This window comes from Hamadaea flava (assembly GCF_024172085.1).
Taxonomy (GTDB): Bacteria; Actinomycetota; Actinomycetes; order Mycobacteriales; family Micromonosporaceae; genus Hamadaea; species Hamadaea flava.
In genome coordinates this window covers 4,725,666-4,748,466 of sequence record NZ_JAMZDZ010000001.1, presented here as the reverse complement: position 1 = coordinate 4,748,466, position 22,801 = coordinate 4,725,666, and the positions used below count along the sequence as shown (strand labels likewise).

The window sequence follows — 22,801 nt, the reverse complement described above, 5'->3', positions numbered from 1 at the left end:
ATGCTCGCCTACCTCAAGTTCGAGCTGCGCCGGATGTACCGCGAACCGCGATTGATCATCCTGACCGTGGCCATGCCGGTGATCCTCTTCCTCGCCCTGGGCGGTTCGATCAAGGGCAACACCCCGGAGGAGACCAAGGACATCCTCGCGTACCTGATGGTCGCGTGGGCGGCGTATGGGGCGTTGCTGGGCACCTTCTCCAGCGGCGTCGGGGTCTCCCACGAGCGCACGGCCGGGTGGCTGCGGCAGCTCCGCATCACCCCGTTGCCGCCCGCCGTCGTGGTGGTCACCAAGGCGATCGCCTGCTCCCTCGTGGCGATCCCGGCGGTGCTGGTCGTGAGCCTGATCGGGATGGCCCGGGACGTCGACTTCGGCGGCGGCCAGCTGGCCCTGCTGGTGCTCTTCATGTGGCTGGGCAGCGTCCCGTTCGCCCTGGTCGGCCTGGCCGTCGGCTTCGTCCTGCCGCCGAACCTGGCTCAGCCGGCCAGCTTCCTGGTCAGCTTCGGCCTGGCCTTCGCCGGCGGGATCTTCATCAGCACCGACGACATGCCGAAGCTCATGCGGCAGATCGTGGAGTGGTCGCCGAGCTTCCGGTTCACCCAGGCCGGCGTGTCGGTGCTCCAGCAGGACAGCCAGTCGGGCGCGGGCTGGGCGATCATCGCCGGGTGGGCCGTCGTGTTCGCCGCGCTCGCGGCGCTGGCCTACAAGCGCTCGGCAGCGGCAAAATAAACCGCGATGAAGATCTTCGCGCCGTTCTCCTCGGTTGAGGAACGTGGGCGGCTGAACGAGCCGATCGACGCCGCCCACATCCGCAAGCGCCGGGTGATCGGCGGGATCTGGGCACTGATCTGGTCCTTCCCGATCTTCAGCCTGGCCGACGACGTGCTGCGAGCCACGGATCTCCCGTGGCTCGCGCTCGTCGTCTTCACTGCCTTCCTCGGGCTCTACCTCTACGTCGTGATGCGAGGCTTCAGCCTCCGGCTGCCGTTCCCGCCGACGCGCGACCAGCTCGCGTTGTGGGCGTTCGCCGTCCTCGGCGTGATCATGGCGCTGTTCTACACCCGGGACACCTCCGGCGGCTCGCTGATCGTGATGCTCTACGTCGCCGTCGCCGGTGTCGCCCTCTACCCCACCCCGGTCTCGTACTACTGGATCGGCGGCAGCGCGCTCGCCCTCGGCGGCATGGGCGTACTGGTCGGCGACAGCCTCAGCGACATCGCCTCGGTCGTCGTCAACGCGCTGCTCGCGACCGCTCTCGTGCTGGTCGTCCGCAATATGGTCAAGATCATCCGGGAACTCGACCGGACCCGGACCGAGCTGGCCCGGTCGGCCGTCGAACAGGAGCGTCTGCGCTTCGCCCGCGACTTGCACGACCTGCTCGGCCACTCGTTGTCGCTCATCGTGGTCAAGGCTGAGGTCGTCCGGCGGCTCGCCGAACGAGACCCGGCCGCGGCGGCCAAGGAGGCCGCCGAGATCGAGGAGGTCGGGCGTCAGGCCCTGGCCGAGGTCCGCGAGGCGGTCACCGGCTACCGCGAACGCCCGCTCACCGACGAGCTGCACGGGGCCCGCGGTGCGCTCACGGACGCGGGGATCGAGACGATCATCCGGCTCGCCGTCCGCACCGACGAGTTGCCGTCCGCTGTGGATCAGGCGTTCGCCTGGGTGGTACGCGAGGCAGCGACCAACGTCATCCGGCACAGCGGTGCGCGTACCTGTCGGATAGTGCTGGACCGAAGCGCAGCCGCATGGTCGCTGACGGTGCGCGACGACGGACGAGGCCGCGGCACGACCGCGAATGAGGGCAACGGCCTGCGCGGGCTGCGCGAGCGTCTGGCGGCGCTGGACGGAACCCTGACGGTGAGCGGTCCCGGATTCACCTTGCGCGCGGACGTGCCGCGAGAACGGAGTGACGAGTGATTCGCGTGCTGCTGGCCGAGGATCAGGGGATGATGCGCGGCGCGCTGGCGCTGCTCCTCGGCCTGGAGGAGGACATCGAGGTCGTCGCGCAGGTCGATCGCGGCGACCTGGTCGTCCCGGCGGCGCGGGAACACCGGCCCGACGTCGCCCTCCTGGACATCGAGATGCCTGGGCGGACCGGCCTCGACGCGGCGGCCGAGCTGCGGACCGAGGTGCCCGACTGCAAGGTGGTCATCCTGACGACGTTCGGCCGGCCGGGATATCTGCGGCGGGCCATGGACGCCGGCGCGCGGGGCTTCCTCGTCAAGGACGGGCCGGTCGAGGAGCTCGCCTCGGCGATCCGCAAGGTGCTGGCCGGGCAGACCGTCGTCGACCCGGCGTTGGCGACCGCGGCGCTGGCGGCTGGTCCGAATCCGCTCACCGACCGGGAACGCGATGTCCTGTCGGCGGCGGTGGACGGCGCGACGATCGCGGAGATCGCGACGCGCCTGCACCTGTCGGAGAGCACCGTACGCAACTATCTGTCCGCCGCGATCGGCAAGACCGGTACGCGCAACCGCATGGAAGCGGTGCAGGCGGCACGCGCCCAGGGCTGGCTGTAAGCCCTACGAGAAAAGACGTTCCAGGTACTCGGCGACCCCGTCGGCGTCGTTGGCCGCGGTCACCTCATCGGCCATCCCGAGCAGCGTCGGGTGCGCGTTGGCGACCGCCACCCGGTGACCCGCCCAGGCGAAGCTGGCCACGTCGTTGAGCTGGTCGCCGAAGACGAGCACGTCGGCCGGGTCGATGCCGAGCAGGTCGGTCACGACGGTGAGCCCGGTCGCCTTGTCGACGCCGGGCGCGTGGATCTCCACGAATCCCGGCCAAGCCTGGATGATCTCGACGTCCGGATGGCGGGCCTCCGCCGTGAGCCGTGCACCCAGTTCTGGCGCGACCTGGAGGAAGCCCTTGATGATCGAGACCGCGAACATCTCCTCACGCGTACGCAGCTCGATCGGGTCCGGGTAGGGCCACTGCTCCCATTCGCTCCACAGTGGCGCGTTCTCGGCGTCGAGCGCCTCCACGGTCAGCTGCAACGGGCCGAACTCCGCTTCCAATTGCGGCATCAGCTCGGCGAGGGCCCGGCCCGGAAAACGCAGATCCCGCAGTACACGCGGCTCGTCCCCGGTCAGGTCGAGCACCCTTCCCCCGCCGCCGAGCACGAAGTAGTCCGCGCTCGGCAGGTCACCGCGGGACATCCCGGTCAGCCGCGGTCCCCGGCCGGTCGCCCCCACGATGGGGATGCCGGCGTCGCGTACGCGGTCGAAGGCGGCGTCGGTGCGGGCGGAGACGGTGCCGTCGGTCCGGACGATCGTGCCGTCCAGATCCGTCACGACGAGCTTCGGCCGCCGTGCTGTGGGGGCGAAGTCCGGCCCGCCGAGACGGGCCGGACGATACGGAACAGTCACTTGATCGGGTCGAGCAGGTCGCGGCCGCCGAGGAAGGGCTGCAACGCCTTCGGCACCCGGACCGACCCGTCCGGCTGCTGATGGTTCTCCAGCAGCGGCACGAGCATCCGGGTCGTGGCGAGCGTCCCGTTCAACGTGGCCACCGTCTGCGACTTGCCCTCGGCGTCGCGATAGCGGATGTTGAGCCGCCGCGCCTGGAACGTCGTGCAGTTCGAGGTGCTGGTGACCTCCCGGTAGCGGCCCTGGCTGGGCAGCCACGCCTCGCAGTCGTACTTGCGGGCGGCGCTGGAACCGAGGTCGCCGGCGGCGGTGTCGATCACGCGGTAGGGCAGCTCCAGCTTGCCGAGAAGCTCCTCCTCCCAGGCCAGCAGGCGCTTGTGCTCGGCCTGCGCGTCCTCCGGAGCGCAGAACACGAACATCTCGGCCTTGTTGAACTGGTGCACGCGGATGATGCCCCGGGTGTCCTTGCCGTAGGACCCGGCCTCACGGCGGAAGCAGGTCGACCACGCGACGTAGCGTCGCGGTCCGTCGATGTCCAGGATCTCGTCCTTGTGGTACGCCGCCAGCGGCACCTCGCTCGTGCCGACGAGGTAGAGGTCGTCGGCCGGGAGGTGATAGACCTCCGAGGCGTGCGCACCGAGGTAACCGGTGCCCTCCATCGACTCCGGCTTGACCAGGACGGGCGGCACCATCGGGATGAAGCCGTTCTCCACGGCCTGCTGGATGCCGAGCTGGAGCAGAGCGTTCTCCAGGAGCGCGCCGATCCCCGTCAGGTAGTAGAAGCGGGCGCCCGAGACCTTCGCCCCCCGCGGGGTGTCGATGGCGCCGAGCAGTTCGCCGAGCGCGAGGTGATCCTTCGGGTCGGCGATGTCGGGCTTGACCCCGACCTCCTTGAGCACGATGTAGTCGTCCTCGCCGCCGGGCGGGGCGTCCGGCTCGACCAGGTTCGCCACCGCGAGCTGAGCCTGACGCAGCTCGTCTTCGGCCTCCCCGGCCGCCGTCTCGGCCGCCTTCACGTCGGCGGCGAGCTGCTTGGTCCGCTCCAGCAGTGCGGTCTTCTCCTCGCCCTGCGCGTGCCGGATCGAGTTGCCCAGCGTCTTCTGCTCGGCCCGCAGCGCTTCGAAACGCTGGACCGCGGACCTGCGCGCCTCGTCCGCACTCAGCAGCCGGTCCACGGACGATTCGCTCTCGCCGCGGGCGCGCTGGCTGGCTCGGAAGAGGTCCGGGTCGTCCCGGAGCAGGCGCAGATCAATCATGCGACAAGCCTACCGAGCGCCGTTGATCTGTCTCACCTCGGTTTCGGTGCTTGATCGCGCCGGTCAGCGCACGGGGGTCACGGTGAGGTCGGAGATCGCGTCGTCCTCCTCCTCGTAGCTCGGCTCGACCGGCATCAGCCGCCGACGGCGCGACGACAGGCTCAACACCATCCCGAGGGCGGCGGCGACGGGTGCGGCCAAGGCCAGGTAGAGACCTACCTCCACCTGGGTGGTCGCGGTGGCCGGCATACCGATGATGTAGGTCGCCACGATCTGCCGGCCGCCGAGCGCGATCAACGAGACGAGCAGGACCAGCAGCATCGTGCTCAGACCCACACCGGCCAGCATCAGCGGCCGCCGTTGTCGGCGCCGTCCGAGGATGGTGGTCGCCGTGATCGCGCCGAGGCCCATCATGCCGACCACGTACGCGTACCCGACTCCGGTGTTCGTGGCATAGGTGACGATGTCGGTGTTGTTGAGGGACGCGTAGTCGGCTCCCGCGATGAGACGGGTCGTCTGCCACGGGTACATCAGCGAGCCGAAAAAGAAGGCCGCACTCGCCGCGGCGAGGATCGGCGGCACCGCCGCCGGCGTGGCGAACCGGGGTCCGGCGAACCGGGACTCGGTGCGGGCGGGCGATCCGAACTCCAAGACGTCTTCCGACATCAGGTCATTCTGACGAAGAACGGCCCGCCGCGCTGTCCGCTCGGCGGGCCGTCCAAGGGTTCTGCGGGGATCAGTTGCCGAGCAGGCCGCCCAGCATCCCGCCGCCGCCGGCCTGCTGAACCGAGCCGTGTCCTGCCAAGCCCTGCGGCGGCTCCTCGGACGGCTGCACGACGACGAAGCCTTGACCGGTGAAGCTCATCGTGAACGCCTCACCGGTGGTCCGGCCGATCAGCGTGCCGAGACCGAGCTGGTCGGCGCGGTGGTAGCCGGTCTGCAGGCTCGCCGACCAGCAGATGGCGGCCTGCGGGTCGACGAAGGTGGGCGCGTCGACGGTGAGGACGACCGGCGTGCCCGCGGTGGTGATCGCGATCCGGCCCTTTCCGCTGAAGACGCAGTTGAACAGGCCCGCCGAGGAGAGCATGCCCATGCCCTGAACCATCTTGATGTCGTAGTTCAGGGTCGGCTCGAAGGCGAGCACGTTGGCGCCGTTGATGGACAGGGCGTCCCCCTGGTCCAGGTCGATCAGGTGGATGTCGGCGGCGCGGTCGGCGAGGAAGAGGTCGCCCCGGCCGGTGACCTTCATCAGCGGCACGCCCTCGCCGGTGATCGCCTTCTTGATCCACTTGCCGACGCCGCCCGAACCGAGCGCCTGGAACTGCATCTGGCCCTGGTACGCGACCATGGCGCCGGTGCGGGCCATGACCTCGCCGTTCAGCTCGACCTTCAGCATCTTCGAGTTCTGGAGCCGCAGTCCGGGTTCGGTGGACTCCTTCTCCAGGTTCTCCGCGGAAAACAGCGCACTGCGCATGAGGTGGCTCCTTGGCCGGGGGTGACAGGGGTGTGGACCCGCAGCCTACGACGGACCCGCAACACCTGAGGGCCCTGCCGGATCAGTCCCAGCCGAGCTGGTGGAGCCGTTCATCGGAGATGCCGAAATGGTGGGCCAGCTCGTGCACGACGGTGACGGCGACCTCTTCCACGACGTGCTCCTCGTCCTCGCACATGCGCAGGGTCGGGCCGCGGAAGATGAGGATCCGATCGGGCAGCACGCCCGCGTAGTCCCAGCCGCGGTCGGTCAGCGCATGGCCTTCATAGAGACCCAGCAGGTTGCCTTCGCCGGGCGGAGGTTCGTCCTGGACCAGGATCACCACGTTGTCGAGGTGCCGCAGCAACTCCTGCGGCACCTCGTCGAGCGCCTCGCCGACCAGCTCCTCGAAGCGTTCGCGGGACATCTCGACCGGCATCGCGTCACGCGCCGTCGGTACGCAGGCGGGCCAGCCAGGCGGCCGAGTCGGCGTAATCGGCGTCGGCCAGGCCACCGGGCGGCGGCACCGGACGGTCCACCGCGCCGGGCGGCACCGCACGCGGGTAGCTGCCGAGGAAGCGTACGGCGGCGCAGATCCGGCGCAGCCCTTGCAGTGCTTCCCCCACCCGGGCGTCGGCCACGTGACCGGTGCAGTCCAGGAAGAAGGCGTACCGACCGAGGGCCTCACCGGTGGGGCGCGACTCGATGCGGATGAGGTTCACGCCGCGGACCGCCAGCTCGGTGAGGACGGCGAGGAGCGCGCCGACCCGGTCGTGGGCGATGAAGACCGCGAGCGAGGTGATGTCGTCGCCGGTCGGCGCGGGCGGCGGGGCCGGGCGGGAGAGCAGCACGAATCGGGTCACCGCGTCGGGATGGTCGGCGATCTTGTCGGCGAGCAGGGCCAGCCGGAATCGGTCGACCGCGATCGGCGCACAGATCGCCGCGTCCACCGTGCCGGCCAGGGCGTCCTGCGCGGCCGCTCCGTTGGAGAGCACGTCGATGACGGTGGCGTCCGGCAGGTGCGCCCGCAGCCACGCCCGGCACTGCGCGCTCGCCTGCGGGTGAGCGGCCACCGAGGTCACCCGGTCCATCGTCGTCCCGGGGCGGGCGGCCAGCACGAACTCGACCGGGATCACCACCTCCCGGGTGATCACCAGGGGATCGCCGACGCCCAGTTCGTCCAGCGTCACCCCGACCTGGCCACCGACGGAGTTCTCCATCGGCACCAGCGCGGCGTCCGCCTCGCCTTGGCGGACCGCGTCCAGCGCCTCCGGGACGGACCGCGACGGCGTACGCGTGCCGCGCTCGGCCGCCGGGATGGTCAGCAGCGCCTGCTCGGTGAAGGTGCTCTCCGGGCCGAGATAGACGAATCGGGTCGGTGGTACGCCTGGCATGACCCCCACCTTACGGCGCGGACGGCTCAGCTACAGCGGGCAGCGGCCAGCAGCCCGGCCGGAGCCTGGGTGCGTACCGTGATCGTGCAGACGTCGGAGCCGGCGGTGACGATCTGCAGGGCGGCCGGCGCTGCCGTGGTGGCGGCGGCCTTGGTGACGACGACGAGCGCGTCCTTCCCGGGCGCCTGGACGATCGTGTACTGCCAGGTGCCGGAGCAGAGCGGGCCCATGGTCACCGAGATCGTCCCGGACTTCGGCAGCAGCTTCGTCTTCGCCCGCAGCGTGGCCACGACCTGATCGCCGCTCGGATTGCCGAGGCAGGCCACGTAGTAGCTCTCGGAGAACGTAGGCGCGGTGCTCGGCGTGGTCGTGGCCTGCGGCAGCGGCGGCCGGGTGGACTCCGCCAGCACCGACGGGCTGGGCACCGGAACGCCCTGCTCCCGCAGGTCGGGCGGTTTTCCGCAGCCTGCTGCGAGCAGGGTGGCGGCGGCCGTGGCGGCGACGACGAGCGGGCGGATCCGAGGCACCGGGGAAGTCCTCTCGGGGGCGGCTTACGGCCTGGAGGATCAGGCCGTATTGATCCTATGTCCCGCGCCCGTCAACGCGGCAAGGGCGGCGTTCAGGCGTACCGCCGGGACGAGGACGTAGTCCGTGTCGAAGGTGGAGAACGCGAAGATGTTCACCCGCGCCTGGGCCAGCGGCATGGCGATCGAGGCCAGTATCCCGGTCAGGGTCAGCGCCATCGGACCGTTCACCTCGAAGCAGCGCCAGCCGGTCTCCACGACCGCCCCGGCCGGTACGCGGTCAGCCCGGCAGATGACCGAGGTCTCCGTCGGGGTCCACGTCAACGAGACGACCCCGGAGTCGGCGGCGCCACCGGCCGCCGAGCGGGCGCGCGCGCCGGGCCGGGAGGCCGACGGCAGCAGCTCGACCGGGAAGGGCGCGCCGGCCGGGAGGCGGCAGACCGCGTACACGTCGGCGAGCAGGGTCAGATCGACCCCGACCGGTGCGCCAGGCGGCCTAGCCCCGGCGGGCTGCCCAGCGTCCAGCGTCTCCATGCCACGCAATGTACGTCGCCAAGGACGGGATGCGCTGCGACGATCACCACAAGTGCGATCGATCTCGCCCTGTGTACCCGCCAGGAAGGGCTCAGATTTCGCAGAAGAACGTCAGCGAGCCCACAGCGACGTCGTCGGCGTGCAGCGGCGTGGCGATCGCGTCCAGCGTCCGGGTCTCCGACTCCTCGCCTCGGGCGGCGGCGAGCGCGGCGTTGGTGCGTACGCGCATGAGCCCCCGGGCCAGTCGTCCGGAGGCGACCGCCAGCAGGGGCGGGATCAGCTCACGCTCGGGTTCGGGCAGTTCCGCCCCGTTCGCGGTGAAGTCGATCAGGTGCAGCGAGTCGGGCAGGCGCTCGCCGACCCAGGGATGCCGCAGGCCCAGCAGGTTGGCGCAGGAGGGCGTCGTCGCGACGATGGTCGCCGAGGCGTCGATGATGAGCGCGGGTTCGGCCGACTCCACGACCGCGGTCACCCAGCGGCTCAGCTCTTCGGGAACGGTGACCGGAGGACGCCAGTCGGGCGTGACGCTGGTCGACAGCGACAGTTCGACATGCGTCACACGTGTCTCCCTTCGCCGCGGCGGAATACCCGCACGGTACTCCGGTGTCGCGAGCTTGTCACTCGTCGTGTCTGCCGTTCGTGAACCACTGGTAGCCGTTGGCCGGCTCGTTGATCCAGGTCCAGGGGTTGCGGGCCACGTCGGACAGCTTCTGCGCGGTCAGCGCGGAGATGCGGTCGCCGCCGCCGAGCAACGCCCGGTGCAACTCGCGGTACGTCGTGATGACGCAGTCCTTGGGCAGACCGTAGACGGTGACGACGCCCCGGCCCATCAGCGCGAGGACCGCTACGACCGGGATCGTGTGCCCGACCGCCGCCGAGATGGCCTTGCTGGCGCGCTTGGCGTCCTTGCGCGCGGCCGGGATGTACGCCGGTCGCCGTCCCTTGATCTGGACGACGTCGCCGGCGACCAGGACGCGCTTCGCTCCGATGTCGACAACGGTGACCGAGAAGACGCCACCCGGGCCGAAAGCGAGGAAGCCGCCGTGGGTGTCGGCCGCCCGGCCCGGCGCCGAAGCCGTCTGCGCGCTGGTGGTCGCCACGGAATGCGGCCACTCCACGAACTGCCACGACGGGCCGAGCTGGTTGAGGTGGTTCGCCACACGAGTGCCGGCTGCCTCTTGCCGAATCCGGGCCTTCTCCTCACGCTGACGGCGTACCCGGTCGAGCGGGCCTTCCTTCAGCGCGTCCAGGGCTGGGATCTGCGGCGTGGAGAGAGGAATCGGGCGGACGGGGAATGTGGTCATCGTGGGCCTCCGGCGTTCCGCGGCACTCATTGAGTTGTATCCGTCACAATACGTGACTGATCCCGCCGTGCGACAGAGGTCCGTAGCGGAATGACATCTCATTCACGGATCGTGAATATAGCGACATCCCGATTTGTACGGAAAACGCCGGGCGACGGGAATCCGCCCCTACTCTGGCACACGTGGAAGGTGTGCGCTATGTGGACAGCGAGGTCGGCCGGCTACACACCGTGCTGCTCCACCGACCCGGTCCGGAGCTGGCTCGACTGACCCCTCGCAACAACGACACGCTGCTCTTCGACGGCATCCCGTGGGTCGGCCGCGCCCAGGAGGAACACGACGCCTTCGCCGCACGGCTGCGTGAACACGGCGTCGAAGTCCTCTACCTCACCGAGTTGCTGACCGACGTGCTCGCCATCGAGGAGGCTCGCGCCGAACTGGTCGACGCCGTCCTGGCCGACGTGCGGCTCGGCGACGCGCTGCGGCGGCGCGTACGCGACCATCTGGGCTACCTCGACCCGCCGAGTCTCGCCCGGGTGCTCACCGCCGGTCTGGCGCACGAGGAACTCAGGTCCGGGGGCGGACTGGTCTACCAGCTGATGGACCGGCTGGACTTCGTCGTGGATCCCCTGCCGAACCTGCTGTTCACGCGGGACTCCTCGGTGTGGATCCGGGATCGGGTCGCCGTCACCTCCTTGGCGATGAGCGCCCGGCGCCGGGAGACCAGCATCACGCACGCCGTCTACGAGCACCATCCGCGGTTCGCGGGGGTGGCGACGGCGTACGACCCGTGGCTGGAACCGTTGGAGGGCGGGGACGTCTTGCTCCTCGCGCCCGGGGTCATCGCTGTCGGCGTCGGCGAACGGACTGCGCCGGCGGGCGCGGAACGACTCGCCCGTGCGCTCTTCGCGCACCCCGATCCGTTGGCGCACACCGTGCTGGCCGTGCCGATCGCGCAGACGCGAGCCACCATGCACCTCGACACGGTGTGCACGATGGTCGACGTCGACACGGTTCTCATGTACCCGAACGTCGCCGACGACCTGGTCGCGTACACGCTGACGCCGGGCGCGGCCGAACCCGCGGTGAGCGGGCCTGAACCGTTCCTCGACGCGGCGGCCAAGGCGATGGGCCTGGACCGGCTGCGGATGATCCACACTGGACTGGACTCGGTGACCGCCGAACGGGAACAGTGGGACGACGGCAACAACACCCTGGCCATCGCGCCTCGGCTGTGCGTGGCGTACGAGCGCAACGTGGAGACGAACGCTCAGCTGGAACGGGCCGGCATCGAGGTGATCCGGATCCCCGGCTCGGAGCTGGGCTCCGGCCGGGGTGGTCCGAGATGCATGTCCTGCCCGATCTCCCGGGAACCATTGGGCGACTCCGCGCTGCGTTGATCAGTCTCGCGCGGAGTTGATCAGGGCCGCGCGGACGCGACACGCCGGTCGATCATGCCCGTTAGTTCATGATCGCGCGGAAAACCCGGGGGCGGCGGGTTAGCGCAGCGTGAGCTGGCGGCCGATCAGGCCCTGCTTGGCCTTGCGGGCCTCCGGCGTCAGCTCCTTGCCGAGCGCGGCCTCGAAACGCGTGGCGAACTGGGCCAGCGCGTCCTCCCACTCGGCCGCCTCGCTGTCGACCGGCAGGTCCCACACCGGGACGAGCCGACCGTGCGCGCGGAACATCCCGGCGAACCGGGTCTGCTCGCCCAGCGTCAGCTCGCCCGCCGCACCCAGGGTGGCCAGCGCGTCGAGCGCCTCGCTCTCGGCGTGCGGCAGAACCCAGCGGATGTGCGACTTCTCCCCCATCCGCGTCCAATAAGCCGCCTTGACGGCTGCCATCTTCGCGGTCGGCGCGATGGCCCCGTTGGCGGACTCCAACGACGCCGCGACCCCGGGGTCGTCGTCCTGGCCCTCGTCCAGCCAGAAGCCGAACGTCTCGTGCATGGTGAGGTCGAGCGGGCCGTCGGCGAGCAGGTCGCCGAGGCGCTCACCCTGGCCCGGCAGCGCCGGCACGGCGACCGACTGGCCGGGCGTGGTCTCCAGCGCGTTCAGCAGCGCCACCGCCAGGTCGCGGTTGACGTCGCCGGACTGCACATGCCGCTGGAGCCCGAGCAGGATGCGGCCGTCCGCCTTGACCATCGCCGGCCAGGCCATCGGCAGGATGGTGGCCAGGGTGATGTCGCGGTCGCCGTACTTCTCGGTCAGTTCGGCGTTCAGCTTCAGGGGCGCGGTCGCCGCCGGAACCAGCTCACGCAGGGCGATCCACTCCGTCTCGTCGGTCAGACCGGCGAACGGAACCGCCACGAAGACGTCGCGGACCTTGGCTTTCTTGGGCGCGGCGGACTTGGCCGCGACACGGGCTCGCTTGCTCACCCGCGAAGCCTAGCCGAGCTGACCGGCCGGGGCGGGTACGCCGCCCCCGGCCGGGCCGTCAGCGTTCGAGGATGGCGACGACGCCCTGCCCACCAGCGGCGCAGATGGAGATCAGACCCCGTCCGCTGCCCCTGGTGGCCAGCAGCTTTGCCAAGGTCGCCACGATGCGGCCGCCGGTCGCCGCGAACGGATGCCCCGCCGCCAGCGAGCCGCCGCGTACGTTGAGCTTCGTCCGGTCGATCGGGCCGAGCGCCTTCTCCAGACCCAGCTTCTCGCGGCAGAACTCCTCCGACTCCCAGGCGGCCAGCGTGGCCAGCACCTGCGAGGCGAACGCCTCGTGGATCTCGTAGAAGTCGAAGTCCTGCAACGTCAGCCCGTTGCGGGCCAGCAGCTCGGGTACGGCGTACACGGGCGCGGTGAGCAGCCCCTCCGGGTCCGGATTGCGCGGCGTGAAGTCCACGGCGGCGGTCTGCGCGTCGACGAAGTACGCCTGCACGGGCAGATGGTGGTCGGCAGCCCACTCGTCCGTGCCCAGCAACACCAAGGCCGCACCATCGGTCAGCGGCGTCGAGTTGCCCGCCGTCATCGTCGGGCCGGGTCGCTCGATCCGGCGACGATCGGAGTCCGGGAGGTCGGCCTGGTCCGACCCCAGCAGCATCGTCGGGTTGTCGCCGCGTGCGCCGAACACCGGCTTCAACCTGGCCAGTTTGTCGAGCGTGCTGTCGCCCCGCAGGTTCTGATCCCGCGACAGCCCCAGATACGGCGTGAGCAGATCGTCGAGGAACCCCTCGTCGTACGCCGCGGCGAGGTTGCGGTGCGAATCCAGGGCCAGCTCGTCCTGCGCCTCCCGGGTGATCCCCCACTTCAGCGTGGTGAGCGCCGCGTGCTCGCCCATCGACATCCCCGTACGCGGTTCGGCGTTGCGCGGGATCTCGGGCTGGAACGGCTGCAACGGCCGCAACTTCAGCGCGGCCTGCATCCGGCCGCCGAGCGTACGGGCCTGGCTCAGTTCGAGCAGCGCCTTGCGGAAGCTCTCGTTCAGGGCCAGCGGCGCGTCGCTCGTCGTGTCGACGCCGCCGCCGATGCCGGAGTCGATCTGGCCCAGCGCGACCTTGTTGGCCAGGTAGATCACGCTCTGCAGACCGGTTCCGCAAGCCTGCTGGAGGTCGACGGCCGGCGTACGCCCGTCGAGGGTCGAGCCCAGGACGACCTCTCGGGTGAGGTTGAAATCGCGGCTGTGCTTGAGGACCGCACCGGCGGCGACCTCGCCGATCCGCTCGCCGGCCAGCCCGAACCGGGCGACCAGCCCGTCCAGGGCCGCGCCGAGCATGTCGGAGTTCGACGCCTTCGCGTAGCGGCCGTTGGAGCGGGCGAACGGAATCCGATTCCCGCCCAGGACGCCGACCCGTCGTACGTTTCTCATGGCGTATAACTTACTCGCGAGTAGGTCTTGTGGGTACAGTCAACCTTATGTCGGACCGTTACGCGTCGTTCGCACGCAGCGCCGGTGGGAGTGTCCTGGTCAAGCGACTCGGCCTGCCCAACCCGCCCAATCTCCGCCGCTACGACGCGGATCATCCGCTCGCCGGCCCGGTGCGGATCGCGGGGGAGGGCAGGTTCGCCGCCGGCATCGAGGGCTGGTACCCGGGCGACGGCGAGAAGCTCGGCGGGCTCGTCCTCGACGCGACGACCCTCGCCACCGTCGAGGACCTGCGCGATCTCTACGACACCGTCCACCCGATCGCGCGCGGCCTCACTCCCGCCGGCCGCGTGATCGTGCTGGCCGGACTGCCTGCCGAGGCCGCGTCGGTCGAGGTCGCGGCGGTGCGCCAGGCCGTCGAGGGGTTCACCCGCAGCCTCGCCAAGGAGGTGGGTCGCGGCACAACCGTTCAACTTGTACGCACAGCGGAGGCCACCGAGCCGGAAACCCTGCGCTCCACGCTGGACTTCTTCCTGTCGGGTCGATCGGCCTACGTGGACGGTCAGGTGGTGACCCTGGGCGCTCCGGTGGGACCGCTGTCGCAGGACACCCTCGCGGACAAGATCGCACTGGTGACCGGGGCGGCCCGGGGGATCGGGGCGGACATCGCCCGGGTGCTCGCGCGCAACGGAGCCCACGTGGTCTGCCTGGACGTTCCCGCCGCCGGGGACTCCCTCGCCGCTGTGGCCAACTCGCTCGGCGGTACGGCGTACCAGTCGGATCTGGCGGTGGAGAACGCGGCCGCGCGCCTCGTCGACCATCTGAAGGACCGCCATGGCCGAGTGGACGTGGTCGTGCACAACGCGGGCATCACGCGGGACAAGACGCTGGCCAACATGCGCCCGGACCAATGGGACCAGGTCTTGGCGGTGAACCTGGCCGCACCGGTACGCGTGACCGACGCGCTGGTCGAGGCCGGCCTGATCCCGGCCGGCGGGCGGATCATCGGCGTGTCGTCGGTCGTGGGCCTCTCGGGCAATCGCGGCCAGACGAACTACGCGACCTCGAAAGCGGGCGTGGCCGGCTGGGTCCGGGCGCTCGCGCCGGTACTGGCCGACCGCGGCATCACGGTCAACGCGGTCGCGCCCGGCTTCATCGAGACGGCCATGACCGCCCACCTGCCCCTCGTGGTACGCGAAGGCGGCCGCCGGATGAACTCGCTGGCGCAGGCCGGGCTGCCGATCGACGTCGCCGAGACCATCGGCTACTTCGCCGAACCCGGCTCGGCCGGCGTGACCGGCAACGTGCTGCGGGTCTGCGGCCAGCAGATGCTGGGGGCGTGATTCATGCTGCTGCGCGCGGCTGCTTCGCTCCTTCCGCGACCCCGGCCGGCGGTGCTCCCGTCCACTGTGGTGGAGTTCGCCGCCGCCTCGTCGGTCCCCTCGGTGGCCGCCTACAACGCGGTGTGCGGGTACGCGCTGCGTGACGAACTGCCGCCGACGTACCCGCACATCATGGCGTTCGGGCCGACCATGCGGCTCATGTCCGGCGGAGACTTCCCGTTCCCGGTCGTCGGGCTGGTGCACATCGCCAACTCGCACATCGTGCACGGGCCGCTGCCGTTGGGCGCGTCGCTCGAATTCACGGTGGTGGCGCGGGATCTGCGGGCTCATCGGCGGGGGCGGCAGTTCGACGTGGTCACCACGGCATCCCTGAATGGGGGTGTGGTCTGGGAGGAGACGTCTACCTATTTGCGTCGCGGGGCGCCGTCGGATCTTCCGGCAACGCCGGAAGAGCACTTGGAAGGGCCGCCTTCGGCGGTCCTGCGGTTCGCCGCTGACGCGGGACGGCGCTACGCCGCCGTTTCCGGCGACCACAACCCCATTCACACTTCGCTTCTGGGCGCTCGCGCCTTCGGCTTCGCTCGGCCCATCGCTCATGGTATGTACACGCTCGCTCGTGTCCTCGCCGCTACTCGGCCTTCCGCCTCCGCTGTTACGGCTCGCTTTCGCTCGCCCATCTTCTTGCGCAGCTCTGCCGAGCTTCGCTCCAGCTCGGCGGCCGCCGAGCTTCGCTCGGCTCGTTCGGGCGACAGGTCGCACCTTTTCGTCGAGTTTTCTTGATCAGCGGAAGTCTCGCGGTGCCATGACCCCTCGATACTTCCGTTGATCAACGGGGTTCGTCCACAGGGGGTGTCCAACAACGGTGAGCCTCGATGAAATGCTGGTGTGGACGCATTGGCGAAGCTGCTTCATCGGCAGGAGCAGTTGGCTACCTATGGCCAACTCCGTGACGTCGGATTCACCCAGGAGGCCATCCGCTGGCGGGTCCGGCGGGGGACCTGGCAGCGCGTACTGCCTAGGGTGGTGGCGACCTTCTCCGGCACGCTGACTCGACGGCAGCAGTTCATCGCCGCCGGGCTGTACGCCGGTGAGCGGGCGCAACTCGCCGGGCTGAGCGCGCTGGAGATCCACGGCTTCCGGTACGCACCCCGGGAGTCCGTCGTCCATGTGCTCCTGCCGGAACGTCGTCGGCTGGCTCGCGTCCCCCGAGTGCAGGTTCATCGCACTGATCGCCTCGACCCGACCTACCGGCCGTATGCGGGGTGCGTACGCGTCTGCTCGCCGGCCCGCGCCGTCGTCGACGCGATGCGAACCGGATACGACTCCCGGACCGCCCGTGCCGTCGTGGCCGAGGCGGTTCAGAACGAGATCACCACTGTGCGAGCGCTCCGGGAGGAACTGGAGTCGGCGCGCCGCAATGGGACGGCCGTGCTCAGGGCGGTGCTGGACGAGGTGGCCGACGGAGTGCGCTCGGCACCCGAAGCCGAACTCCGGGCATTGACCCAGCACAGCCTGCTGCTGCCCGCGATCCGCTGGAACCCGCAACTGGCGGGCCCGACGGGCGATCGGCTGCCGACCCCTGACGGCTATCTGGAGGAGGCAGGCATCGCACTGGAGGTCGACTCTCGCGAGTTCCACCTCAACGCACAGGGCTGGGAAGCGGCGCTGCGGCATCACAATCTGCTCGCCGCGGCGGGGATCCTGGTGCTGCACTTCACGCCGAGGCAAATCAGGGAATCGCCGCAGTCCGTGCTCGCGGAGATCGAGCGCGCCTATGTGGAGCGTCTTCGGGCCGGCGTCCGGCCCGGAATTCGATTCGTTTCATGATCAGCGGAGTTTTCGTGGGGTCATGGCCCCGCGAAAACTCCGCTGATCAAGGGGTGTTACGTCCAGGCGAGCAGGGCTGCCTCGGGGTCGGCGAGGAACGCGCCGATGTCGGCGAGGAAGCGGGAACCCAGCTCCCCGTCGATGATGCGGTGGTCGAAGGAGAGGCCGAGCGTCGTCACCTGACGCAGCTTGACCTTCCCCTTGTACGCCCACGGCTGCTCGCGTACGGCACCGAAGGCGAGGATCGCCGCTTCGCCGGGGGGCAGGATGGGCGTACCGGTGTCGACGCCGAAGACGCCGACGTTGGTGATGGTGAACGTGCCCCCAGTCATCGCGGCGGGCGGCGTCTTGCCCGACTTCGCCACGGTCACCAGGTCGGTCATCGCGTCCGCCAGCTCGCGCAGCGAGAGCGCCTGGGCGTCGGCGATGTTGGGCACGATCAGCCCGCGATCGGTCGCGGCGGCGATGCCGAGGTTCACGTAGTTCTTCACCACGATCTCCTGGGCGGCCTCGTCCCACGTCGAGTTGACCATCGGGTGCCGCTGGACTGCGAGCAGCACCGCCTTGGCCACCATGAGCAGGGGCGAGATGCGTACGTCGCGCCAGTCGCGCTGGGCCCGCAACCGGTCCAGCGCTTTCATCGACCGGGTCATGTCGACGGTCAGGAACTCCGTGACATGCGGTGCGGTGAAGGCCGACGCCACCATGTTGGCCGCCGTCAGCTTGCGTACGCCCTTGACCGGGATCCGCTGCTCGCGTTCGCCGGTGACGACGACGCGCGCTGGAGCCGAGACCGGGGCCGACCGGGCCGCTTCGATATCGGAGCGGGTGATCGAACCCTGCGGACCGGTGCCCGTGATCGTCGTCAGGTCGACGCCGAGGTCACGGGCGAGCTTGCGGACCGGCGGCTTGGCCAGCACCGAAGCGCCCCCGTTGACCGGAGCCGGCGCCGGAGCAACCGGACGCGGAGCAACCGGAGCCGGAGCCGGGGCCGCCGGAGCAGCGGCAACCGGAGCAGCAGCGGGTGCCGCCGGAGAAGAAGCACCGATCCGGGGACGCCGCTTCGCCTCCGTCGTGCGCGGCCCGTATCCGACCAGCACCGCCGTACGCCCACCGGGCGCGGGTCCGCCGATGAGCCCGGCACCTGCCTCGGCAGCCTTCTCCGCGCCCGCCGCGGCCTGCGACGACATGTCGTCGGCCGGAGCTGAGGAGGGGGTCGCCGGGGCCTTCGAGGAACCGGACGGGTCGGTGTCGATCGCGATGATGGGCGCGCCGACCTCGACGACAGTCCCTTCCGGATGGTGGATCTCGACGACCTTGCCGGCCCACTTCGCGGGGATCTCGACGGCCGCCTTCGCCGTCTCGACCTCCACGATCGGCTGGTTCAGCTCGATCACGTCACCGACGCTGACGAGCCACTTCAGGATCTCGCCCTCGGTCAGACCCTCACCGAGGTCAGGCAGGTTGAATTCCTTGACGGTCACGCCGATCACCAGCCGAACGAACGGTCGACGGCGTCCAGGACGCGATCCAGGTCCGGCAGGTACTCCTCCTCCAGGCGCGAGGCCGGGTAGGGGGTGTTGTATCCGGTCACCCGCAGAACGGGCGACTCCAAGGAGTAGAAGCACTCCTCGGTCACCCGGGCGGCGATCTCCGAGCCCATCCCCAGGTTCCCCGCCGCCTCGTGCACGACGACCAGTCGCCCCGTTCGGCGTACCGAATCGAAGACCGGAGTCAGGTCCATCGGCGAGAGCGAGCGGAGGTCGATGACCTCGAGCGACCGGCCGTCCTCCTGGGCGGCGGTGGCCGCGTCGAGCGCGGTCTTGACCATCGGGCCGTACGCGAGGACGGTGGCGTCGGTGCCGGGCCGGACCACGCGGCTGTTGTGCAGCGGGGTGACGGCGTCGAGACCGAGCGCGGTGTCGACGGCGCCCTTCTCCCAGTAGCGGCGCTTGGGCTCCAGGAAGATGATCGGGTCCTCGGACGCGATCGCCTGCTGGATCATGAAGTACGCGTCCTCCGGGTTGGCGCACGCGACGACCTTGAGCCCGGCCGTGTGCGAGAAGTACGCCTCCGGCGACTCGCTGTGGTGCTCGACCGCGCCGATGCCGCCGCCGAACGGGATGCGGATGACCATCGGCAGGTTGACGTGGCCCCGCGAGCGGTAGCGGAACTTCGCCACCTGCGACACGATCTGGTCGTACGCCGGGTAGACGAACCCGTCGAACTGGATCTCGCAGACCGGCCGGTAGCCGCGCAGGGCCAGGCCGATCGCGGTGCCGATGATGCCGGACTCGGCGAGCGGGGTGTCGATGACCCGCTCCTCGCCGAAGTCCTTCTGCAGGCCGTCGGTGATGCGGAAGACGCCGCCGAGCTTGCCGATGTCCTCGCCCATGAGGATGACCTTGTCGTCGCGCTCCATGGCGCGGCGCAGGCCGGTGTTGAGCGCCTTGCCCAGGGTCAGGGTCTCGACCGCCATCAGTGCGCACTCCCCTCGAAGGACGCGGCGTACGCCTCGAACTGCTTGCGCTCGGCCTCGACCAGCGGCGAGCCCTCGACGTAGACGTGCTCGAAGATCTGGGCCGGGTCGGGGTCGGGCATGGTCAGCACCCGTTCCCGCAACTGGACGGCCTCCGCCTTGGCGTCGGCGTCGACGGAATCGAAGAACGCGTCGTCGGCGATCTTCTCCTTGGTGAGCAGCGCCCGGACCCGGGCGATCGGGTCCTTCGCCTGCCAAGCCTCCACTTCGGAGGAGACCCGGTAGCGCGTCGGGTCGTCGGAGGTGGTGTGCGCGCCCATCCGGTAGGTGTAAGCCTCGATCAGCGTCGGGCCCTGGCCCAGCCGGGCGTTGTCGAGCGCCGCCCGCGTGACCGCGTAGCAGGCCAGCACGTCGTTGCCGTCGACCCGGACGCCGGGGAAGCCGAAGCCGGCCGCCCGCTGGAACAGCGGGATGCGGGTCTGGCGCTCCAGCGGCTCGCTGATCGCGTACTGGTTGTTCTGGCAGAAGAAGACGACCGGGGCGTGGAAGACCGAGGACCAGATGAAGGCCTCGTTGACGTCGCCCTGGCTGGTCGCGCCGTCGCCGAAGTACGCGATGACGGCCTCGCCGTCGTCGGTGCCGACCTTGCCGTCCTTCGCGATTCCCATGGCATAACCGGTCGCGTGCAGCGTCTGCGCGCCGATCACGATCGTGTACAGGTTGAACTTGTTCGCCACCGGGTCCCAGCCGCCCTGGTCGACGCCGCGGAACAGGCTCAGCGGCATGATCGGGTCGATGCCCCGGCAGTAGAGCACGCCGTGTTCGCGATAGGTCGGGAAGGCCATGTCCTGGCTGCGCATCGCGCGCCCCGAACCGACCTGAGCCGCCTCCTGCCCGAGCAGGCTGGCCCAGATGCCCAGCTCGCCCTGCCGCTGCAGGGCGGTGGCCTCGGCGTCGAGCTTGCGGACCGTGACGAGGTCGCGGTAGAGCCCGCGCAGTTCCTCGTCGGAGAAGTCGACCGAGTAGTCGGGGTGGCTCACCCGCTCGCCATCCGGGGTGAGCAGCTGTACGTAGTCGGGCTCGGGGGGAGTGCCACCGCGGCCCCGGCTGCCGCCGGAACGGCGCGGGGCGGTTGCGCCCTTGGTCATCCGTATCTCCCTGTTCTGATGTGCTCGGCGGCGGGGTTGGCCTGCCGTCGGAGCGGTCGGCGTCGCGCCTCGCCCAGGTGGGGGCTGTCGCGCGACGGGAGTTCGCCGGCAGGTGCAGTCACGGAAGACCCGCGGCACCGTTGCCGCCTTACCCCCATATCCTGCCGCATCCGTGGCCGCGCTCACAGCGTGGCCGATATCATGCGGCCGCTTATGACCCCACTGATACCCAGTGTCGCTTTAGTCCAGCCGGCTTCGGCGTGGAATCCGCGGTTTCTATGGAGCTATGCGGCATTCTGTGGAAATTCCCCGGGATCTGAGGTTTGGAGGCGTTTATGGCGCAGGATGCGGAATCGACCTCCGAGGGATTCCTGGATTCCGTCCTGGAGAAGAACCGCCACAAGCAGGCCCGAAGCGGCGACCGGCGGTGGCCCGCCCCGGCCGCCCCGGCCGACTCCGACGACGAGACCGGCGAGACCGGCGAGGAGGACCAGGCCGCGGAGGCGTACCTGCCGACCGTGGTCGGGCAACGCATCCGGGCCGCCCTGCGCGGGGGTCAGGGCCGATTCGGGCTCCTCGTCGCCACCATGGTCGGGCTGACCTCGCTGCCCACCTTCGTCGTCATGCGTACCGGCCTCGACGACCTCGCACCGACCTTCCGGGAACCGGCCGGCGTACTGCTCACCGAACCCGCGGCCCCCGCGCCGGTCCGGGTCCGCGCACACGGCCAGGGCCCGCTCACGCTCCGGGTGGAGCCCGCGCGGATCACCCCGGCACACCCACACCAGACCACGGTGCTCACTCCCCACCAAGGGGTACGCGTACCGGAGCGGACGATCCCCGCGAAGGCCCCGGCGGTGCGCCCGGTGGCCGCCAAGCCCCCGAAGCCCGCCGTACGCCCAGTGGTGGTCCAGGTTCGGCCGGAGCAGCCCTTCGTGCGGCCGGTCGTGCTGCAGCCGGTGGTGGACCTGTCGGCCGCGCTCACACCCGCCGTCGTAGCGCTCGCCTCGGCGAAGCTGGCACCCATCGGCCGCCCGATCGTGCGCCGACCGGCCCTCCGCTCACCCCGCCCCGCACGAGTCGTGGTGGAACGCGCCGCCGTCACCCGCCCCACCCGCTCCACCGCCTCCCGCCTCACCGCCTCCCACCCCACCGCCTCCCACCCCGCCCGCGCTGTGCGCCCGCCCCGTCCCGTTGATCATGAACTTTCGGTCGTGATCAACCGGCGTGTCGTGTTCCCAGCACCCTGATCAACTCCCGGCGAGCATGATCACCGGAGCCGGAGCCGGAGCCGGAGCCGGAGCCGGAGCCGGAGCCGGAGCCGGAGCCGGAGCCGGAGCCGGAGCCGGAGCCGGAGCCGGAGCCGGAGCCGGAGCCGGAGCCGGAGCCGGAGCCGGAGCCGGGACCGGGATCGGGATCGGGCGGGAGCCGGATCAGGACTGCGGCGGGTCAGCTGGCGACTCGACGGCTGCGGGCTCGACGACTGGCGACTCGGCGGCTGCGGGCTCGGCAGCTGGGGGCTGAAGTTTCGGGGGCTCGGCGGCCGGCGGGGGAGGCGTAGCCGTAGTCGGCGGGAGAGGCATCGTCGGAGCGCCAGGCGGCGGGTACGCACTCGGATACGGGTAGTACACGGGGTAGTAGACCGGATACGGCCGTCCACGTGGGATCGCCCGAGCCGGGTTGTACCAGCGGTTGGTCGACGGCAGGACGTACATGATCGCGGTCACGGCGAGGACGCAGACGACGGCGAACAAGGCGAGCGGAATCAGCCCGGCGATGTCGAACGGCGCCGACGACTGCAGGTCCCAGAGCTTCTCCTGGAACGGCGACCCGGGGAAGTCGTCCGAGAAGTCGTCGGGGTAGTCCCCGCCGGAGTCGTCGATCGTGATCGGCTCCTCGTCGAACGGCATACCGGTGAGGAGGGCCAGCAGGAACATCCCGCTGAGGCAGCTGCCGATGATCATGAGCAGGCCGAGCCCGGGGATGGCGAAGGCGCCGATCGCGGCCAGGATGCGAGCCACGTTGGCCCGCGGAACAGCGGCCACAGGGTCGCGGCGAACCACCCTGCGGGCAGCCCTGCCAGGACGCTGATCGCGATCGCCATGGCCAGGTTGCTCGAATGTTCGGCGTCGAGTTCGCCCGGCCGGGTCGAGACGAGCCGGGCGGCCTCGTCGGCGTACGCGTCGTATTGCGCCCGGGCGATCCAGGCCGCCGCGATCAGCAGCAGGAAGACCACCACCGACGCGGCCTGGAACGCGGCTCCGATGGTGACGGTGGCCGGTCGCGGGCCACGCTGCGACACGGTCGGCAGGAAGTCACCGGTGACGGCGGCGGGGGCGGTCATGACCGGCGACGCTATCC

Annotated in this window: 25 protein-coding genes; 8 read left to right on the top strand and 17 right to left on the bottom strand. The window is 70.3% G+C overall.

The window, feature by feature from the left end; all coding sequences use genetic code 11:
- From HDA40_RS22480 to HDA40_RS22470, 3 genes are read left to right on the top strand one after another with little or no spacing between them, the layout of a single operon-like run.
- A complete protein-coding gene (locus tag HDA40_RS22480) occupies positions 1 to 729 on the top strand; it encodes an ABC transporter permease (RefSeq protein ID WP_253759057.1) in 729 nt (242 codons plus the stop codon).
- Between the two features lie 6 nt (positions 730 to 735).
- A complete protein-coding gene (locus tag HDA40_RS22475; protein WP_253759055.1) occupies positions 736 to 1,917 on the top strand; it encodes a sensor histidine kinase in 1,182 nt (393 codons plus the stop codon).
- The gene (locus HDA40_RS22470; protein WP_253759053.1) at positions 1,914 to 2,519 is read left to right on the top strand and encodes a response regulator transcription factor; all 606 of its coding nucleotides are present in this window, start codon (positions 1,914 to 1,916) and stop codon (positions 2,517 to 2,519) included. The genes HDA40_RS22475 and HDA40_RS22470 overlap by 4 nt, the downstream gene beginning before the upstream one ends.
- Before the next feature lie 3 nt (positions 2,520 to 2,522).
- On the opposite strand, the gene HDA40_RS22465 is transcribed toward HDA40_RS22470, so the two are convergent.
- From HDA40_RS22465 to HDA40_RS22420, 10 genes are all read right to left on the bottom strand, one after another.
- Positions 2,523 to 3,290 (bottom strand): HAD family hydrolase, encoded by a 768-nt coding sequence (locus tag HDA40_RS22465; RefSeq protein WP_253763734.1) that lies wholly within the window; start codon positions 3,288 to 3,290, stop codon positions 2,523 to 2,525.
- A gap of 71 nt (positions 3,291 to 3,361) precedes the next feature.
- A complete protein-coding gene (serS, locus tag HDA40_RS22460) occupies positions 3,362 to 4,621 on the bottom strand; it encodes a serine--tRNA ligase (protein ID WP_253759051.1) in 1,260 nt (419 codons plus the stop codon).
- A gap of 63 nt (positions 4,622 to 4,684) precedes the next feature.
- Positions 4,685 to 5,287, bottom strand: coding sequence for a hypothetical protein (locus tag HDA40_RS22455; RefSeq protein ID WP_253759049.1), 603 nt, complete (start codon positions 5,285 to 5,287; stop codon positions 4,685 to 4,687).
- Between the two features lie 70 nt (positions 5,288 to 5,357).
- Positions 5,358 to 6,095: an AIM24 family protein gene (locus tag HDA40_RS22450; protein WP_253759047.1), complete on the bottom strand. Its 738-nt coding sequence runs from the start codon at positions 6,093 to 6,095 to the stop codon at positions 5,358 to 5,360.
- A gap of 82 nt (positions 6,096 to 6,177) precedes the next feature.
- Entirely contained in the window at positions 6,178 to 6,531 is a 354-nt protein-coding gene (locus HDA40_RS22445) for a metallopeptidase family protein (RefSeq protein WP_253759045.1), read from the bottom strand.
- 4 nt (positions 6,532 to 6,535) lie between these two features.
- Complete coding sequence (pheA, locus tag HDA40_RS22440; RefSeq protein ID WP_253759043.1) at positions 6,536 to 7,486, bottom strand: prephenate dehydratase; 951 nt, start codon at positions 7,484 to 7,486, stop codon at positions 6,536 to 6,538.
- Between the two features lie 26 nt (positions 7,487 to 7,512).
- The gene (locus tag HDA40_RS22435) at positions 7,513 to 8,013 is read right to left on the bottom strand and encodes a hypothetical protein (protein ID WP_253759042.1); all 501 of its coding nucleotides are present in this window, start codon (positions 8,011 to 8,013) and stop codon (positions 7,513 to 7,515) included.
- A gap of 39 nt (positions 8,014 to 8,052) precedes the next feature.
- Entirely contained in the window at positions 8,053 to 8,544 is a 492-nt protein-coding gene (locus HDA40_RS22430; protein WP_253759040.1) for an ACT domain-containing protein, read from the bottom strand.
- 91 nt (positions 8,545 to 8,635) lie between these two features.
- Complete coding sequence (locus HDA40_RS22425; protein ID WP_253759037.1) at positions 8,636 to 9,103, bottom strand: hypothetical protein; 468 nt, start codon at positions 9,101 to 9,103, stop codon at positions 8,636 to 8,638.
- Between the two features lie 58 nt (positions 9,104 to 9,161).
- On the bottom strand, positions 9,162 to 9,848 hold the full coding sequence (locus HDA40_RS22420; protein WP_253759035.1) for a hypothetical protein: 687 nt from the start codon (positions 9,846 to 9,848) through the stop codon (positions 9,162 to 9,164).
- A gap of 191 nt (positions 9,849 to 10,039) precedes the next feature.
- Here HDA40_RS22420 and HDA40_RS22415 point away from each other — a divergent pair, with 191 nt between their 5' ends.
- The gene (locus tag HDA40_RS22415) at positions 10,040 to 11,248 is read left to right on the top strand and encodes an arginine deiminase (RefSeq protein WP_253763733.1); all 1,209 of its coding nucleotides are present in this window, start codon (positions 10,040 to 10,042) and stop codon (positions 11,246 to 11,248) included.
- 99 nt (positions 11,249 to 11,347) lie between these two features.
- Here the strand turns inward: HDA40_RS22415 and HDA40_RS22410 are convergent, their stop codons facing one another.
- Together HDA40_RS22410 and HDA40_RS22405 are read right to left on the bottom strand one after the other, a co-directional pair.
- Positions 11,348 to 12,223 (bottom strand): DUF5926 family protein, encoded by an 876-nt coding sequence (locus HDA40_RS22410; protein ID WP_253759033.1) that lies wholly within the window; start codon positions 12,221 to 12,223, stop codon positions 11,348 to 11,350.
- A gap of 58 nt (positions 12,224 to 12,281) precedes the next feature.
- Positions 12,282 to 13,646, bottom strand: a complete 1,365-nt coding sequence (locus HDA40_RS22405) for an acetyl-CoA C-acyltransferase (protein WP_253759031.1) — start codon at positions 13,644 to 13,646, stop codon at positions 12,282 to 12,284.
- A gap of 47 nt (positions 13,647 to 13,693) precedes the next feature.
- On the opposite strand from HDA40_RS22405, the gene HDA40_RS22400 reads away from it, so the two are divergent.
- From HDA40_RS22400 to HDA40_RS22390, 3 genes are all read left to right on the top strand, one after another.
- Entirely contained in the window at positions 13,694 to 14,986 is a 1,293-nt protein-coding gene (locus HDA40_RS22400; protein ID WP_253759030.1) for a 3-oxoacyl-ACP reductase, read from the top strand.
- A 69-nt stretch (positions 14,987 to 15,055) separates the two neighbouring features.
- Complete coding sequence (locus tag HDA40_RS22395) at positions 15,056 to 15,766, top strand: MaoC family dehydratase (protein WP_253759028.1); 711 nt, start codon at positions 15,056 to 15,058, stop codon at positions 15,764 to 15,766.
- Positions 15,767 to 15,871: 105 nt separating this feature from the next.
- The gene (locus HDA40_RS22390; protein WP_253759026.1) at positions 15,872 to 16,813 is read left to right on the top strand and encodes a hypothetical protein; all 942 of its coding nucleotides are present in this window, start codon (positions 15,872 to 15,874) and stop codon (positions 16,811 to 16,813) included.
- Between the two features lie 56 nt (positions 16,814 to 16,869).
- On the opposite strand, the gene HDA40_RS22385 is transcribed toward HDA40_RS22390, so the two are convergent.
- The 3 genes from HDA40_RS22385 to pdhA are packed head-to-tail and all read right to left on the bottom strand — an operon-like array spanning position 16,870 to position 20,440.
- The gene (locus HDA40_RS22385) at positions 16,870 to 18,297 is read right to left on the bottom strand and encodes a dihydrolipoamide acetyltransferase family protein (protein ID WP_253759024.1); all 1,428 of its coding nucleotides are present in this window, start codon (positions 18,295 to 18,297) and stop codon (positions 16,870 to 16,872) included.
- A gap of 5 nt (positions 18,298 to 18,302) precedes the next feature.
- Positions 18,303 to 19,292 (bottom strand): alpha-ketoacid dehydrogenase subunit beta, encoded by a 990-nt coding sequence (locus HDA40_RS22380; RefSeq protein ID WP_253759022.1) that lies wholly within the window; start codon positions 19,290 to 19,292, stop codon positions 18,303 to 18,305.
- On the bottom strand, positions 19,292 to 20,440 hold the full coding sequence (gene pdhA, locus HDA40_RS22375) for a pyruvate dehydrogenase (acetyl-transferring) E1 component subunit alpha (protein ID WP_253759020.1): 1,149 nt from the start codon (positions 20,438 to 20,440) through the stop codon (positions 19,292 to 19,294). The genes HDA40_RS22380 and pdhA overlap by 1 nt, the downstream gene beginning before the upstream one ends.
- A 335-nt stretch (positions 20,441 to 20,775) precedes the next feature.
- Between pdhA and HDA40_RS22370 the strand changes: the two genes are divergently transcribed.
- Positions 20,776 to 21,690 carry a hypothetical protein gene (locus HDA40_RS22370; protein ID WP_253759019.1) on the top strand — a complete coding sequence of 305 codons (915 nt, stop codon included), beginning with the start codon at positions 20,776 to 20,778 and terminating at the stop codon, positions 21,688 to 21,690.
- 183 nt (positions 21,691 to 21,873) lie between these two features.
- On the opposite strand, the gene HDA40_RS22365 is transcribed toward HDA40_RS22370, so the two are convergent.
- Together HDA40_RS22365 and HDA40_RS22360 are read right to left on the bottom strand one after the other, a co-directional pair.
- Positions 21,874 to 22,461 (bottom strand): hypothetical protein, encoded by a 588-nt coding sequence (locus tag HDA40_RS22365; protein WP_253759017.1) that lies wholly within the window; start codon positions 22,459 to 22,461, stop codon positions 21,874 to 21,876.
- Entirely contained in the window at positions 22,401 to 22,784 is a 384-nt protein-coding gene (locus HDA40_RS22360) for a hypothetical protein (RefSeq protein WP_253759015.1), read from the bottom strand. The genes HDA40_RS22365 and HDA40_RS22360 overlap by 61 nt, the downstream gene beginning before the upstream one ends.
- Between the last annotated feature and the right edge of the window lie 17 nt (positions 22,785 to 22,801).

Coding starts and splice junctions, on each gene's coding strand:
- HDA40_RS22475 (WP_253759055.1), top strand. CDS start 736: ATGAAGATCTTCGCGCCGTTCTCCTCGGTTGAGGAACGTGGGCGGCTG.
- serS (WP_253759051.1), bottom strand. CDS start 4,621: ATGATTGATCTGCGCCTGCTCCGGGACGACCCGGACCTCTTCCGAGCC.
- HDA40_RS22455 (WP_253759049.1), bottom strand. CDS start 5,287: ATGTCGGAAGACGTCTTGGAGTTCGGATCGCCCGCCCGCACCGAGTCC.
- HDA40_RS22480 (WP_253759057.1), top strand. CDS start 1: ATGCTCGCCTACCTCAAGTTCGAGCTGCGCCGGATGTACCGCGAACCG.
- HDA40_RS22405 (WP_253759031.1), bottom strand. CDS start 13,646: ATGAGAAACGTACGACGGGTCGGCGTCCTGGGCGGGAATCGGATTCCG.
- HDA40_RS22380 (WP_253759022.1), bottom strand. CDS start 19,292: ATGGCGGTCGAGACCCTGACCCTGGGCAAGGCGCTCAACACCGGCCTG.
- HDA40_RS22400 (WP_253759030.1), top strand. CDS start 13,694: ATGTCGGACCGTTACGCGTCGTTCGCACGCAGCGCCGGTGGGAGTGTC.
- HDA40_RS22420 (WP_253759035.1), bottom strand. CDS start 9,848: ATGACCACATTCCCCGTCCGCCCGATTCCTCTCTCCACGCCGCAGATC.
- HDA40_RS22370 (WP_253759019.1), top strand. CDS start 20,776: ATGGCGCAGGATGCGGAATCGACCTCCGAGGGATTCCTGGATTCCGTC.
- HDA40_RS22450 (WP_253759047.1), bottom strand. CDS start 6,095: ATGCGCAGTGCGCTGTTTTCCGCGGAGAACCTGGAGAAGGAGTCCACC.
- HDA40_RS22360 (WP_253759015.1), bottom strand. CDS start 22,784: ATGACCGCCCCCGCCGCCGTCACCGGTGACTTCCTGCCGACCGTGTCG.
- HDA40_RS22445 (WP_253759045.1), bottom strand. CDS start 6,531: ATGCCGGTCGAGATGTCCCGCGAACGCTTCGAGGAGCTGGTCGGCGAG.
- HDA40_RS22430 (WP_253759040.1), bottom strand. CDS start 8,544: ATGGAGACGCTGGACGCTGGGCAGCCCGCCGGGGCTAGGCCGCCTGGC.
- pheA (WP_253759043.1), bottom strand. CDS start 7,486: ATGCCAGGCGTACCACCGACCCGATTCGTCTATCTCGGCCCGGAGAGC.
- pdhA (WP_253759020.1), bottom strand. CDS start 20,440: ATGACCAAGGGCGCAACCGCCCCGCGCCGTTCCGGCGGCAGCCGGGGC.